Below are 13,236 nucleotides of genomic sequence, written 5' to 3'. Positions count from 1 at the left end.
CCATGCCCCCCTGTTGTTTTTATTCTGGAAAAGAGGCCCCCCGAAGGGGGCCTCGAGGTCGCAGTTACATCGAGGTGTTGGAGATGGCCAGCGAGTTGCTCTGCTGGTTGCCCACACCGGCTGCCACGTTGACGCCCAGGTTGCCGCTGCCGCCATTCACCGAGCCACTGAGGGTTGCGGTGTTGGTCACAGGGTTGGCCCAGCCGGTCGGGGTCAGCACTTGGAACGACACGGTGTTGCTCATGGCGTACTCGCTAGCCTCGCTGAAGCTCTTCGAGATGCTGTCGGAAGACTCCGAGGCCTTCTCGCCGGACTTCTCGAAGGCCGAAGCCTGGGCTTTTTCCCATGCAGACTCTTTTGACTTCTCGAAGGAAGTATCGCGAGCCTTGTCATAGGACGAGTCGCGCGTACGGTCATACGAGGAGTCGCGAGAGCGGTCGAACGAGGACTCACGGGTTCTGTCGAAGGACGAGGCCAAGGCGTTGTCGAACGACGAGTTGCTCGACGACTCGTGCGAGGTGTCGACCGATGCGTCAAGCGAAGCGTTGAGCGATGCATCGAAGTCGGCACTGCGCGAGCGCGTGAAGTTGCCGAAGGTTTGCGACGAATTCGCACTGCCGTTGGCGCTGGCATCGAGCGAAGCGTTAACCGAAGCACTGGACGAAGCGCTGTGATCGCTGCTTGCCGTGCCATTGGCTGCCCAGTTGTTGGAACCGCTGGCGCTGCTGCTGTTGCTGCCACTGGCGCTGCTGCTGTTGGTGCCGCTGGCACTGCTGCTGTGGGAGCCGCTTGCGGTCATGCTGGTCGAGCCGCTGGCGCTGCTGCTCTTCGAACCGCTGGCGCTGCTGCTTTGGTTGCCAGCCACGCTGAAGCTCGAGCTGGAGCTCTTGTCGACGCTTGCATCGAACGAGCCGCTACGCGAGGACGAACCGCTCTTGGAGGTGGTGAAGGTCAGCGTGTCGATGGTGTAGGTGCGGTCGGCACGGTTGTCGACGGTCAGGCCAGGGCCGTTCTGGTTGGCCGAGGCAGTGGCAGTGGAGTTACCGATTGGCGCACTGTTGTTGGCAATGGCCATGGTATTTTTCTGCTGGTTCAGGTCGCCGCCAGCAATGTTGATACCCACGTTGCCGCTGCTGCCGTCAGCCGATCCGCTCATGACCGCAGAACTTTGGGTCGACCAGTTCCTGACCGAGTTGCCATTGCTGAACTGACGCACGCTTGCAGTGGCTTCGGAGTTGCCGAAGACGAAGCTGTTGTCGATCGCGGCGTTGTCGGACGAAGTATTGGCAATCGCGGCGGCGTTGTCTTGCTGGTTGCCGTTACCGGCTGCCACGTTGACCCCGACGTTACCACTGGCACCGGTGCCCGAGCTGCTCATTTCGGCTTCGTTGATGGTGCCTTCGTTGCTGATGGTGTTGCCAGTGCTGCGTTGCACATCATTGGCGTGGGCAGTGGCGCTGGTATCCACCTGTTTTGCCGGTGGTGTGTGGTTGTTGTTGTGGCCGTGGCCACGCCGGTCGTCCGCGTTTGCAGCAACAGCCATGACCGCAGCAATTGCGAAAACCAGAGGCTTGATTGCCATCGAGGGTTTCATGGTGTTTCTCCGTCTTTTTTAGGTTAAGTGTTGTTCTTACCTGTTTCGGGTCAATTCGCGACCCGTACGCTCAGGGTGTTTGCCGTCTGGTTGCCCACCCCGGCGCTCTGATTCAGCTGAATGACCCCGCGGCTACCGGTGAATGCCTGGTCACCGGTGGTGACCTGGCGATAGCCTGGGGAGGAATCAGTCGGATCGGAGCTGTTGATCAGCGCCACGTTCTGCTGCAACAGGACGCTGTCGTCGAGACTTTGCGGTTGTGTACTGATGCTGATGCGCAGGGCATTGGCCTGCTGGGTGCTGGCACCTGCGCTCTGGTTCACGCCCAGGGCGCCGCTGCCATGGCTGAAGCTGGCACGGGCATCCATGTTGGGGTCGATGATGGACATCTGGCGCTGTCGGATCTGCGTGTTGGCAGTGGCCGTGGTTCCCGTGGCGAAGGCCCGGGCGTTGGCTTGTTGCTGCAAGTCGCCTGCCGCCTGGTTGACGCTGAAGTTGCCCTGGTACTGCGCGCCGGAACTGTCGATGTCGGCGCTGTTGATCACCGGGACCGGGGATTGGGCGAAGGCCGTTGCGCTGCAGAAGGTGGCGAGGACTAACAGCGTTTGCCTCATCTCATTTGCCTCCGGTCAGGATCTGCAAGGGTGCCAGGCCACGCTGGACACTTGAGTTGACCATGTTGGAGATGCCGTTGCCGGAGCCTGTGCCGCGACCCGCCGCCAAGTTGGGCAGCTGCGTCTGGTTGCCGATGTTGCCGCCCACGTTGTTGGTCTGCTGGGTGATCAGCGAGGAGATCCCGGTTCCGCTGGTGACGTTGGCGAAGTCGCCATCGCTCAACTCGTTGGTCTGCTTGAGCACATAGGCGGAGGGGTTGGCATTGGCCGTGGTCGGGTAGGGGTCGGGCGCCAGTGGGGCGCGGGTTGCGATGCGCGGCTGGACATCACGGGTGATGACGATGATGCCGTTGTCGGCCTGCACCGGCACGCTGAAGCTTGCGCCCAATGCACAGCCGACCAGCAGCAGGCGGCAGATGCCATTGTCCAGTTTTCCCATGACTGCAATTCCTTCTTCAGCGATGGCCTGATTCGGCGTTGCGAGGAGGAGAGCAGAAGGCGTGCCGCTTTTGGTTATTTCTGTTTAATCAATGGCTTGCAGTGACTTGTTGGGGTGGTCGGGAGGATGTTGTATCAGTGCTGAGACAGATTTTGTGCAATCAGGGCTGTTTTCCGGTATGGATGTTGCTCTATCGGCATTTTTGCGCAATGTTTCACCAGCTTGACACTCCAGCCCCCAAAAGCGGGGAACTCCGCAAATACGGGGGTCTAGGCCCACTGGAGTGTGTCGCCGGGTTAACACCGGGCGGGGTAAAGTGCTTTTTTTTCGTCCAGCAGGCCCTGTACGGCGCGCAATGCCGCCGCACTGCGCTGGGGCCAGTCGCCTTCGATCACTTGCACCCTTTGCCGGTGTGCCTGCAGCCACTGGAGGCTGTCGGTGAAGAAGCGGTCGCGGTCGGCCAGGTCTGGCTGGCTGCGTTGCCCATCGGCTACCCAACCCACGTCATGGGGACTGAGCAGCAGGTGCAGGTCATAGCGGCGAACAAGCAAGGCCTGTTCCAGCCATGCGGGGCAATCCTGGAACAGGGCGCGGCTCCAGAGCATGTTGCTCAACAGGTGAGTATCGAGGATCAACAGGTCCGGGGCCTGCTGCCGGGCCTGGTCTTCCCAGGCCAGCTGGCCTTCGGCGATGGGCGTGATATCGGCGTAGCAGGTATCGCGGCATTCCCGATCGATGAAATGGCGGACATACTCGCTCACTACCACGCCACCGAAATGCGCCTGGATTTCGCCGCTGAGCCAGCTCTTGCCGCTGGACTCGGGGCCACACAGTACCAGGACCTTCATGCCTGCAGCGCCGGGTCACGGCGCCACTCCAGCCAACCGCGCACGGCGATCAGGGTCAGGGCGGCGAAGAAGCCGGCAGTGAAGTACAACTGCTGGTGCAGGTACTGTCCGACGTAGACCACGTCCACGACGATCCACAGCGGCCAGCACTGCACGCGCTTCTGTGCCATCCAGAGTTGGGCGACCAGGCTGAAACAGGTCAGCGTGGCGTCCAGCCAGGGCAGGGCGGCATCGGTCCAGAACGCCATGACGGCGCCAAGGGCCAGACTCAGCAACAGGCCGCCCGCGAGGCTGGCGGCCAGGGCCGTGGCTTGCAGGCGCGAAACCTTCCGGCCCGCTTCGGCCCGGCCCGGGCGCTTCCACTGCCACCAGCCATACAGTTGCAGCGCGGCATAGGCCAGTTGCAGCAGCATGCCTGAGTACAGCTTCACCTCGTAGAACAGCCAGCCATATATAAGCACCATTACCAGACCGATCGGCCAGCACCAGGCATTCTGCTTGACGGTAAGCCAGACGGCGGTGACGCCGAGCACGGCGGCGATGAGTTCGAGGCCGGACATCGGCGATCCTTTGAGCGTTTTGGAGGCGCGATTGTATCGTGAAGTACACAAGACGCCAGCGCTAAGTGCAAAGTCTGGAGGAGTGTTCAACCTTAAAACTAGCATTTTTGTCAGTTGTTGATGTTTGCCCACAACTTTAGTCTGCCAGTGAAGTTGTATTAACTCTCACAAAAAAGGCAAATGTCATGAATATCTTGGCAGGTAAAGTTGCGCCCGTAATATGCATGTCGTTAATGGCTTACGCAGCGTCCGTTAGCGCTGATAGTTGCAAAGATGTTGTTGAGAGTATTACCCGCTGGTACGACAGTACGCCATCAGGTTGCGGTTCTGACCCTGCGGTGGACTGCTCCGGCGTGATGATCCGTGCCACCCACCGTTGGGACGAGAGCGGCAACAAGCAGCCCCAACGCTATGATGTTTGGAACCCCAGCCCTGCGTCGCAGAAGTCGGGTGGTGTTTCGGTTTCATGGATGCGCAGTGATGGTATCGGTTATCAAGACCCTGGCATGAACGCCAATAACGGTATCATCTTCACGCCGCGGCAATTTGTGCAAAGCCCACTCGCCAGGCTCAATGTATTTTGTGCTTACCCTATCGATGCCTGGACAGACTATCGTACAGAACGCGGTTGTGGCGATTACGCTGCAACTCCTCAGGTCGAACAAAGTTGCCAGGCACTTGGTATCCGCGACGTGGGGGGTGGGCCCAGCAATATGCAGCGTTGGGGGGCAGCGCCAACCGTCAGGAGCGTCATAGGTGCCAGTGCTCTTTCAGCATGAACGGCAATACGGTTCATGTCGGTGCGTGCATAGCGGTAGTTCCTGCGCCAGTCGTCTGCAGTTTCGATGTTGCTGCTGTCGCAGGTTCCGTAGGCGAACTTTTCGTTACGGTTTGACGGAGACGTCTTGGAATTTTTCATGAAGTCAGCCCTCAGCGGTTTGCCGTAGGGGCCGCATCCGTACCACTTGCGTTCAGGTCCGGTGTAACCGTCGAAACTGAAGATGCAGGTGAACCCGGTCTCCATCACTGGCAGGTCCAGCGCGCGTGAATCCATCGGGGTGCGCAGAATGAAACCGGCTGGGCGAATCATCCGATTGGTGCTCAGGTCTGAGCGAATCCAGCTGAACGAGATGGCACCCGTCTTGATGGCGTAAGGGCTGTAGTCCCAGGGGTTGAACGGGCCGTCATCGACCATCCTCAGGGTTACGCCACTGCAGTAGTAATGGCCGCGGGGGGCTTGGGTGTCCGGCTCCCGGCAGCCATCGGTGACATTGTTGTAGTTGCGGTTGATCCGCTGCAGCGTTTGTATCGGATCGAGCGCGACAGGGACTTGAGCGACCGCGACTACCGGAGAAAGAGCCGCCACGAGTGTGGTAAGAAGATAACGCGCTTCCATGATGCACCTCCCATGTGTGATGGAGGTGTCACGGTGCGTACCGTCCTCGAGGGGCGTCTACTGGCAAAAATATCAGGCTCGGCAGAAAACCCCTCTAGCACAAGGGCTGTAGAGCGGGGCGATGTCAGCGGACGCGGAACTGGCCAAGCAGCTGTTCAAGTTCTGCACTCAGTTGCGCCATGGCCAATCCTGCGTCACTTGACTGGCGCGCAGCTTCGGCCGTCTGTTGCGACAGCCCGGCGGTATCCAGTACGTTACGGTTGATTTCCTCGACCACATGCGATTGCTGCAAGGTCGCGCTGGCGATCGTGGCGTTGAGCGCGGTAAGGCTGTCGAGTGCCTGATTGATGGCGGCCAGGCTGGTGCCAGCCTCGCGGGCCTGTTCGACGGTCTGGCGCGAGGCTTCGCTGCTGGTATCGATCGCCTTGACGGCGGCGTCCGACTGTTTCTGCAGGTGCTCGATCATGGTGTGTATCTCGGCCGTCGATTGTGCCGTGCGCTGGGCCAACAGGCGTACTTCGTCGGCCACCACGGCAAAGCCGCGGCCCTGTTCGCCCGCCCGTGCGGCTTCGATTGCGGCGTTGAGGGCGAGCAGGTTGGTCTGTTCGGCAATCGCGCGAATTACATCCAGCACACCGCCGATCTTCGTGCTGTGTCCTGCCAGGTCGCGGATGACCTGCACGGCCTGGTCGATGGTCAGTGACAGGCGGTTGATCTGCATCAGGCTGCCAGTGATGGCCTGCTGGCCATGCTCGACCTGCTGCTGCGCGGCCTGCATTTCACCGGCCGCCTGTTCGGCAGTCTTGGCCACGTCCTGTACCGCGTAGGTGACTTCATTGACGGCGGTCGCCACCTGGTCCATCTGCAGCGACTGCTGGGCGCTGTGCTGTTGCGCAGCGCCGGCATTGTCGCCGACATGCCCGGCACTCTGGGCCAGCGCATGGGCGGAGTGCTGCAACTGCACGACCACGCCCTGGAGCTTGCCGTTGAACTGGTTGAAATGCTCGCCCAGCCGGGTGATCTCGTCACGGCCGTGGGTGTCGAGGCGGCGGCTCAGGTCGCTCTCGCCGCTGGCAATGTCCGCCATGGCCTGTACCGCTTCGTGCAACGGCCGGGCAATGCTGCGGGCAATGAGCAATACCACCAGGGCCATCAGTACGGCAATGCCCATGCCTACCATTGACGCATCCCGCATCTGCCGCGCGAATTCGGCCTGAACGTCATCCACGTACACGCCCGATCCGATGATCCAGCCCCAGGGCTGGAACAGCTGGATATAGGACGTCTTGGCCACCGGTTCGCTGGCACCGGGCTTGGGCCAGCGGTAGTCGACCGCACCTGCGCCTTGGCTACGGGCCAGGGCGACCATTTCGTTGAACACGGCAAAGCCGTCCGGATCACGGATGGCGGAAAGGTCCTGGCCGTCGAGTTTGGGGTTGGCCGGATGCATGATCATCTTCGGCCCCAGGTCATTGATCCAGAAGTAGTCGCCCTGGTCGTAGCGCAACGCGCGCACCACCTGCAAGGCTTGCTGCTGGGCGGCCTCGCGGCTGAGCGTGCCAGCCGCTTCCAGGCCTTGGTAGTAGGCCAGCACGCCGGCTGCGGTCTGCACCACGTGGCGGGTCTTTTCCGCCTTGGCCTGGTACAGGTCGCCGTGGATCTGGCGCAACATCAGCAGGCCAAGCACCATCAACATGCCTACCGTAACCAGCAAGATCAGCCACAGCCTGCGACTGATCGACATCGACCTCAACGTCTTCATGAACGGCACTCCCGCATTGTTCTTGTTATTCAGGTGCATCCAAGCATGCTTTGACGGCGGCCCACACTCGACTAATGGCTAAGTGCTATTTCGTCGCCTTCCTGCAGCATTTCGCGCAAGCCACAACCAGGCCGCTCTGCTAGGATCTCGGCCGCGCAAGATGAAACCTTTAGGCTGGGTGGACTTTTCCACTGGCGTTTTACCCAACAGTCGCTGTAAAAGAGCCGCGCCGCGAGCGGCAATCACAAGCAAATCAAGAGCAAGGGGCCTGCAAGCTGCAGCGCCCGAACGGGGGAATGATGGATTTTTGGACTGCCTTCCAGGCAATCATCTTAGGCGTGGTCGAAGGACTGACGGAGTTTCTACCGATTTCCAGTACCGGCCACCAGATCATCGTCGCCGACCTGATCGGTTTTGGCGGCGAACGGGCCATGGCGTTCAACATCATCATCCAGCTGGCGGCGATCCTGGCGGTGGTGTGGGAATTCCGACGCAAGATCCTGGATGTGGTGTTCGGCCTGACCAGCCAGCCGACGGCGCGCCACTTCACCGCCAACCTGCTGCTGGCGTTCATGCCGGCCGTGGTACTGGGCGTGCTGTTCGCCGACCTGATTCACCGCTACCTGTTCAACCCGATCACGGTGGCGACTGCCCTGGTCATCGGTGGCGTCATCATGCTCTGGGCGGAGCGTCGTTCGCATCGCGTCGAGGTCGATCACGTCGATGACATGCGCTGGACGCATGCGCTGAAAATCGGCTTTGTCCAGTGCCTGGCGATGATTCCGGGCACATCGCGCTCTGGCTCGACCATCATCGGCGGCCTGCTGTTCGGCCTGTCGCGCAAGGCGGCCACCGAGTTCTCGTTCTTCCTGGCAATGCCGACCATGGTCGGTGCCGCGGTGTACTCCGGCTACAAATACCGCGATCTGTTCCAGCCCAGCGACTTGCCGGTGTTCGCCGTCGGCTTCGTGACCTCGTTCATCTTCGCCATGATCGCAGTGCGCGCACTGCTCAAGTTCATCGCCAATCACAGCTATGCGGCATTTGCCTGGTACCGCATCGTGTTCGGCTTGCTGATCCTGGCGACCTGGCAGTTCGGCTGGGTCGACTGGTCGACGGCGCAAGGCTGAATGCGCTTCAAGCTGCTGGCGCTGGCAGCGCTGTGCCTGTTGCCGCTGGCCGGGGCGACGCAGATGGCCTGGAGCGGGCAATCGTGGTTGCCCTTGGGGTTGTATCCGGCGGCGAGCCTGGTGGCTGTCCTGCTGTACTGGCAGGACAAGCAACAGGCTCGCAGCGGGGTCTGGCGGACCCCGGAAAAAGTGCTGCACGCCAGTGAACTGCTCGGTGGGTGGCCCGGGGCATTGCTGGCGCAACAGCTGTTTCGGCACAAGACGCGCAAGGTTTCCTATCAGGTGGCGTTCTGGGCCATCGTGCTGCTGCACCAGGTGTTCTGGGCCGACTGGTTGTTTCTCGGCAGTCACCTGCTGTCGTAGCGCGTCGTTCACAGCAGCAGGCCCACCTGCAAACGCTTCGGCAGCCGTCGCACCACCAGTTGGTGCGAGCGCTGCAACAGGTCGCACAGCTCTTCGCGGCCCATGGGGTAGGGGGGCTGCATGATGATCCAGCGTGCCCGCGCCAGATAGGGCGCCGGGCGCACCCCAGGGCGGTCGCAGTAGCCCAGGAACAGTTCATCGGCCACCTTGAACGACAAGCCTGTCCCGGTCAGCCCGATGACGGCGAACATCTTGTTGCCTGCCACCGAGAACACGCGGATCCCGCCCCATTTATAGTCTTCCCGAGCCCCCGGCAGATTCAGGCAGAACGCTGCCACCTCTGCCTCGGTCATCTTCTGTCTAGACATAGCGCTCTCCACAGGCTTCGAACGAGGCTGCCAGGTGGTCGATCCATACCCGCACGGCCGGCAGCAGCCCGCGTCGGTGCGGGTACACCGCCTGCAAGTAACCGCCCGGCAGCGACCACTCAGGCAGCAGGCGCACCAACTCGCCGCGTGCCAGCTCCTCTTCGCAGAACATGCTTGGCAGCGCCGTGAACCCCAGCCCGGCGCGTACGGCGGCATTGCGCACCACGAAGTCATCGATGGCCAGGCGCGGCTCCAAGGCAACTTCCTGTTGCTGGCCGTTGGGCCCGAGCAGGCGCAAATGCACCAGCCGGTCGGCTTCGGCAGCGCCCAGCACCGGCAAGGAAGCCAGTTCGGCAGGCGCTCGCACGTGGTCGGCAAAACCCGGAGCGGCCACCAGTTGCATCTGCGCCTGACGCAGGCGGCGGGTGACCAGCGCCGGGTCTTCGTCGCCCAGGTCGCGCACCCGCAGGGCCACGTCGATGCCTTCGGAAATCAGGTCGACCCGGCGATTGAGCAGCACCATGTCCAGTTGCACATGGGGGTATTGCTGCAGAAAGCGGCTGATCACATCCGGCAGGAAGGCGTGGGCCAATGCCACCGGGCACGACACCCGCAAGCGTCCGCGCGGCTCGCTGCTCATGCTGGCAACTACCTCGTCGGCGGCCTCCGCCTCCAGCAGCATGGCCTGGCAATGGTGCAGGTAACGCTCGCCCACCGTGGTCAGCTTCAGCTGGCGCGTGGTGCGCTGCAGCAGGCGTGTGCCGAGGCGTTCCTCCAGCTCGGCAATGCGCCTTGAAAGGCGCGACTTGGGAATGCCCAGCTGGCGCCCGGCGGCAGCGAAACCGCCGGCTTCGACCACCTGGGCGAAATAGAAGAGGTCATTCAAGTCTTGCATGGGGATGTCTCACTGTTCTACCTGTGGGACAAACTAACGCATTTTTACCGGCTTATCAGCCATTCGACGCCTAGGTAGGATTCTTCCGATCGTGATCGCCCACCGCCGCGGTCTTCATTCACAGGAGAGTCCCATGAAACTGTTGCATATCGATTCGAGCATCCTGGGCGACAATTCCGCCTCCCGCCAGCTGAGCCGCGAAGTGGTCGAGGCCTGGAAAGCCGCAGACCCTGGCATCGAAGTGGTGTATCGCGACCTGGCTGCCGACGCCATCGCGCATTTCTCGGCCGCCACCCTGGTGGCTGCAGGCACCCCTGAAGATGTACGCGATGCCGCCCAAGCCTTCGAAGCCAAGCTCAGCGCCGAGACCCTGGAAGAGTTCCTCGCCGCCGACGCCGTGGTGATCGGCGCGCCGATGTACAACTTCACCGTGCCGACCCAGCTCAAGGCCTGGATCGACCGCATCGCTGTTGCCGGCAAGACTTTCCGCTACACCGAAGCCGGCCCGGAAGGCCTTTGCGGTGACAAGAAAGTGGTGCTGGTTTCCACTGCCGGTGGCCTGCATGCCGGCCAGCCGAGCGGTGCCGGCCACGAGGACTTCCTCAAGGTGTTCCTCGGCTTCATCGGTATCACCGACCTGGAGATCGTGCGCGCCCATGGCCTGGCCTACGGCCCGGAACACCGCAGCAAGGCAATCGATGCTGCACAGGCGCAGATCGCCACCGAGCTGTTCGCGGCCGCCTGACCGGCTGATCCGCTGCCTGCACCGGTCTCTTCACGGACCGGTGCAGGCGCATCTTTCATTCAGCTTTCATCTGTCACCTGCGCGACGGGTTCTATCCTGAGCCTATCCCTCGTTCCGCTCGGATAGCCGGCTGATGAACATCCTCCGTTGCTTGCTGGCAGCTTGCCTGTGCTTGGGCCTTTTCACGCATGCCCAGGCCGCCCCCTGGAGCGCCGGTCTGCACCACATGACCCTGGCCGACCCGGTCGATGCCCAGCCGATGCAAGCCTTGGCTTTCTACCCCGCCCAGGGTACGCCCCGCCGCCTGCGTATCGATGGCTACCCCGTCGAGGTTGCCGAAGAAGCCCCGGTTGCAATGGGGCGATACCCGTTGCTGGTGCTGTCTCACGGCAACACCGGCAGCCCCCTCGCACTGCACTATCTGGCGACGTCCCTGGCGCGCCAAGGCTTCGTCGTGGTGGCGGTGGTTCACCCCGGTGACAACGCTCGCGACCATAGCCGCCTCGGTACCTTGAGCAACCTGTATGGCCGACCGTTGCAGATCAGTGCGGCCATCAGCGCCGCACGTGACGATGCGCTGCTGGGGCCTTACCTGAACGATGGCAAGGTCGGCGTGATCGGCTATTCGGCCGGTGGCGAGACTGCGCTGATCCTGTCGGGTGCACGGCCTGACCTGGACCGCCTGCGCCGGTACTGCGTCGAACGCCCCAACGACGCCGACGCCTGCAAGACCCACGGCATACTGATTGCCGACCGTAACGAGCTGGCGCCGGAGGCTGACGCTCGGGTAGGTGCGCTGATGCTGATGGCGCCGCTGAGCCTGATGTTTGGACGGCATGCGCTGGCCAACGTCAAGGTCCCGGCATTGATCTACAGTGGCGACAGCGACCAGTTGCTGGCCGTGGACCGCAATGCCGAGGCGCTGGCGCGCAAGTTGCCCGTCACGCCGGACTATCGTTTGCTGGCCGGGGCCGGGCACTTCGTGTTCATGGCGCGCTGCGACGAGGAGCAGCATGCGCGCATGCCTGTACTGTGCAAGGATGCCGAAGGCGTCGATCGGCGCCATATTCATCATTCCCTGCAGCGGGATACGGCGGCATTTTTCAGTCAGACCCTGGGCGACGCCCCGGCGCATGCAGAGCGTTCAGCCACCACGGCCGCGCCGCGCCAGCAGCAGCGTTAGGCCGACCGCTACGAGGGCGAGCAGGGCTGCCACGCAGAAGATCGAGGCATAACCCAGGTGCATCGCCACCGCGCCCATCACCGGTCCGGCAATGGCCAACGCCATGTCGAAGAACACCGCATAGGCGCCAAGCCCGGCGCCGCGACTGCTGCTCGGCACCTGGCGGATCGCTTCGACGCCCAGGGCCGGGTACACCAGCGACAGCCCGAACCCGGTAAGCCCGGCGCCGATCAGCGCCCAGGCAGGCGAGGGCGCGAGCCACAACAGAGTCAAGCCGAGTACCTCGGTGGCCATGCAGGCAACCGCCACGTTGTAGCCGCCAAAGCGGTTGACCGCGTTGACGAAGAGCAACCGCGAAATGATGAAACAAATGCCAAAGGCACTCAGGCACCAGGCCGCGCCAACCCAGCCACGCTCCAGGTAATACAACGTGACGAAGGTGGTCAGCGTGCCATATCCGATCGACGCCAGGGTCAGTCCCAAGCCACAGGGGGCCACCCGGCTGAACGCCGACCAGAAGGGCAGGCGCTCACCGCGCACCACGATTACCTCTTCCCGCTTGCGCAGCACCAGCAACGCCAGCACGGCCAGCACCAGCAGGGCCGGCCCGAGCACGCTGAAATCGAAGCCATCGACAGCCAGCACGCCCACCGGCGCGCCAATCGCGATGGCGCCGTAGGAGGCGATGCCATTCCAGGAAATCACCCGGGCCGTGTGCTCCGGCCCTACTTGGCTGATGCCCCAGCTCAGGGTTGCGACACCGATCAGCCCTTGGGCCAGTCCGAGCAGCAAGCGGCCGCCCAGGAGCAGAACCAGGCTCAGTAGCGGAATGCTCAGGGTCCAGGCCGACAGCAGCGTCAATATCCCGCAACCGGCGATGCCAAGCAGACCATGACGAATGGCCTTCTTGCCGCCCAGGGTATCGGCCACACGACCGGCGAAAGGGCGGCTGAGCAGGGTGGCGAGGTATTGCAGGCCGATGGTCACCCCGGCGATCACCGCGCCGAAGCCCAGCTGATCGTGCACATAGCCGGGCAGCACGGCAATCGGCAGGCCGATGCAGAGAAAGGTGATGAAGGTGTAGAAGACGATCGACAGGATCTGTAGCGTGATGCTGAAGGTATTGCTGGCGGGGGCGGGTTGTTGCGCGGTCATGGGCTCGTTCGCGGGCGGGCGGTTGGGCGTGCACCCATCATGGCCGTTGCGCGACGGAAATGAAAGCAGGCTAACGATTAATCTGTCGGAATGTGCCTGTCCTCTTCGCCGGCAAGCCGGCTCCCACAGGGTCATGGTTGACCCCTGGACTTGCCCCCCCAAGGGTGGGGCAGTCCGTTCCTGT

General features: G+C 62.5%; 14 protein-coding genes. 4 read left to right on the top strand and 10 right to left on the bottom strand.

Annotated elements, in window-relative coordinates; genetic code table 11:
• Positions 1 to 64: 64 nt before the first annotated feature.
• The 7 genes from fapC to PPL01S_RS17295 form a co-directional block, all read right to left on the bottom strand.
• Positions 65 to 1,594 (bottom strand): amyloid-like fimbrin subunit FapC, encoded by a 1,530-nt coding sequence (fapC, locus tag PPL01S_RS17325; RefSeq protein ID WP_016392604.1) that lies wholly within the window; start codon positions 1,592 to 1,594, stop codon positions 65 to 67.
• Positions 1,595 to 1,644: 50 nt separating this feature from the next.
• Positions 1,645 to 2,208 (bottom strand): fibril amyloid subunit FapB, encoded by a 564-nt coding sequence (gene fapB / locus PPL01S_RS17320; protein ID WP_028625967.1) that lies wholly within the window; start codon positions 2,206 to 2,208, stop codon positions 1,645 to 1,647.
• Position 2,209: 1 nt separating this feature from the next.
• On the bottom strand, positions 2,210 to 2,647 hold the full coding sequence (gene fapA / locus PPL01S_RS17315; protein WP_016392606.1) for a functional amyloid chaperone FapA: 438 nt from the start codon (positions 2,645 to 2,647) through the stop codon (positions 2,210 to 2,212).
• Between the two features lie 296 nt (positions 2,648 to 2,943).
• On the bottom strand, positions 2,944 to 3,495 hold the full coding sequence (locus PPL01S_RS17310; protein ID WP_016392607.1) for an AAA family ATPase: 552 nt from the start codon (positions 3,493 to 3,495) through the stop codon (positions 2,944 to 2,946).
• Positions 3,492 to 4,055, bottom strand: a complete 564-nt coding sequence (gene pnuC, locus PPL01S_RS17305) for a nicotinamide riboside transporter PnuC (RefSeq protein WP_016392608.1) — start codon at positions 4,053 to 4,055, stop codon at positions 3,492 to 3,494. The genes PPL01S_RS17310 and pnuC overlap by 4 nt, the downstream gene beginning before the upstream one ends.
• Before the next feature lie 652 nt (positions 4,056 to 4,707).
• Positions 4,708 to 5,451 carry a hypothetical protein gene (locus PPL01S_RS17300; RefSeq protein ID WP_028625966.1) on the bottom strand — a complete coding sequence of 248 codons (744 nt, stop codon included), beginning with the start codon at positions 5,449 to 5,451 and terminating at the stop codon, positions 4,708 to 4,710.
• A 124-nt stretch (positions 5,452 to 5,575) separates the two neighbouring features.
• Entirely contained in the window at positions 5,576 to 7,213 is a 1,638-nt protein-coding gene (locus PPL01S_RS17295) for a methyl-accepting chemotaxis protein (protein ID WP_016392610.1), read from the bottom strand.
• 299 nt (positions 7,214 to 7,512) lie between these two features.
• Between PPL01S_RS17295 and PPL01S_RS17290 the strand changes: the two genes are divergently transcribed.
• Positions 7,513 to 8,343: an undecaprenyl-diphosphate phosphatase gene (locus PPL01S_RS17290; protein WP_016392611.1), complete on the top strand. Its 831-nt coding sequence runs from the start codon at positions 7,513 to 7,515 to the stop codon at positions 8,341 to 8,343.
• On the top strand, positions 8,344 to 8,706 hold the full coding sequence (locus PPL01S_RS17285; protein ID WP_016392612.1) for a DUF1294 domain-containing protein: 363 nt from the start codon (positions 8,344 to 8,346) through the stop codon (positions 8,704 to 8,706).
• An 8-nt stretch (positions 8,707 to 8,714) separates the two neighbouring features.
• Here PPL01S_RS17285 and PPL01S_RS17280 read toward each other — a convergent pair whose 3' ends face one another.
• A complete protein-coding gene (locus tag PPL01S_RS17280; RefSeq protein WP_028625965.1) occupies positions 8,715 to 9,074 on the bottom strand; it encodes an MmcQ/YjbR family DNA-binding protein in 360 nt (119 codons plus the stop codon).
• A complete protein-coding gene (locus tag PPL01S_RS17275) occupies positions 9,067 to 9,969 on the bottom strand; it encodes a LysR substrate-binding domain-containing protein (RefSeq protein ID WP_028625964.1) in 903 nt (300 codons plus the stop codon). The genes PPL01S_RS17280 and PPL01S_RS17275 overlap by 8 nt, the downstream gene beginning before the upstream one ends.
• A 133-nt stretch (positions 9,970 to 10,102) precedes the next feature.
• Here PPL01S_RS17275 and PPL01S_RS17270 point away from each other — a divergent pair, with 133 nt between their 5' ends.
• Both PPL01S_RS17270 and PPL01S_RS17265 read left to right on the top strand, forming a co-directional pair.
• Positions 10,103 to 10,714, top strand: coding sequence for an FMN-dependent NADH-azoreductase (locus PPL01S_RS17270; protein ID WP_016392615.1), 612 nt, complete (start codon positions 10,103 to 10,105; stop codon positions 10,712 to 10,714).
• A 133-nt stretch (positions 10,715 to 10,847) separates the two neighbouring features.
• Complete coding sequence (locus tag PPL01S_RS17265; protein ID WP_016392616.1) at positions 10,848 to 11,897, top strand: alpha/beta hydrolase family protein; 1,050 nt, start codon at positions 10,848 to 10,850, stop codon at positions 11,895 to 11,897.
• Here PPL01S_RS17265 and PPL01S_RS17260 read toward each other — a convergent pair.
• Positions 11,859 to 13,052 carry an MFS transporter gene (locus tag PPL01S_RS17260; protein ID WP_016392617.1) on the bottom strand — a complete coding sequence of 398 codons (1,194 nt, stop codon included), beginning with the start codon at positions 13,050 to 13,052 and terminating at the stop codon, positions 11,859 to 11,861. The two genes, PPL01S_RS17265 and PPL01S_RS17260, sit on opposite strands and share 39 nt — an antisense overlap.
• Positions 13,053 to 13,236 lie beyond the last annotated feature (184 nt).

The sequence above is a fragment of the Pseudomonas plecoglossicida NBRC 103162 = DSM 15088 genome (genome assembly GCF_000730665.1).
Classification (GTDB): domain Bacteria; phylum Pseudomonadota; class Gammaproteobacteria; order Pseudomonadales; family Pseudomonadaceae; genus Aquipseudomonas; species Aquipseudomonas plecoglossicida.
This window is presented reverse-complemented; position numbering and strand designations above follow the sequence as displayed.

Excerpts from the sequence above, each read along its gene's own strand:
- fapC (WP_016392604.1), bottom strand. The coding sequence starts at position 1,594 with ATGAAACCCTCGATGGCAATCAAGCCTCTGGTTTTCGCAATTGCTGCG.
- fapB (WP_028625967.1), bottom strand. The coding sequence starts at position 2,208 with ATGAGGCAAACGCTGTTAGTCCTCGCCACCTTCTGCAGCGCAACGGCC.
- fapA (WP_016392606.1), bottom strand. The coding sequence starts at position 2,647 with ATGGGAAAACTGGACAATGGCATCTGCCGCCTGCTGCTGGTCGGCTGT.
- PPL01S_RS17310 (WP_016392607.1), bottom strand. The coding sequence starts at position 3,495 with ATGAAGGTCCTGGTACTGTGTGGCCCCGAGTCCAGCGGCAAGAGCTGG.
- pnuC (WP_016392608.1), bottom strand. The coding sequence starts at position 4,055 with ATGTCCGGCCTCGAACTCATCGCCGCCGTGCTCGGCGTCACCGCCGTC.
- PPL01S_RS17300 (WP_028625966.1), bottom strand. The coding sequence starts at position 5,451 with ATGGAAGCGCGTTATCTTCTTACCACACTCGTGGCGGCTCTTTCTCCG.
- PPL01S_RS17295 (WP_016392610.1), bottom strand. The coding sequence starts at position 7,213 with ATGAAGACGTTGAGGTCGATGTCGATCAGTCGCAGGCTGTGGCTGATC.
- PPL01S_RS17290 (WP_016392611.1), top strand. The coding sequence starts at position 7,513 with ATGGATTTTTGGACTGCCTTCCAGGCAATCATCTTAGGCGTGGTCGAA.
- PPL01S_RS17285 (WP_016392612.1), top strand. The coding sequence starts at position 8,344 with ATGCGCTTCAAGCTGCTGGCGCTGGCAGCGCTGTGCCTGTTGCCGCTG.
- PPL01S_RS17280 (WP_028625965.1), bottom strand. The coding sequence starts at position 9,074 with ATGTCTAGACAGAAGATGACCGAGGCAGAGGTGGCAGCGTTCTGCCTG.
- PPL01S_RS17275 (WP_028625964.1), bottom strand. The coding sequence starts at position 9,969 with ATGCAAGACTTGAATGACCTCTTCTATTTCGCCCAGGTGGTCGAAGCC.
- PPL01S_RS17270 (WP_016392615.1), top strand. The coding sequence starts at position 10,103 with ATGAAACTGTTGCATATCGATTCGAGCATCCTGGGCGACAATTCCGCC.
- PPL01S_RS17265 (WP_016392616.1), top strand. The coding sequence starts at position 10,848 with ATGAACATCCTCCGTTGCTTGCTGGCAGCTTGCCTGTGCTTGGGCCTT.
- PPL01S_RS17260 (WP_016392617.1), bottom strand. The coding sequence starts at position 13,052 with ATGACCGCGCAACAACCCGCCCCCGCCAGCAATACCTTCAGCATCACG.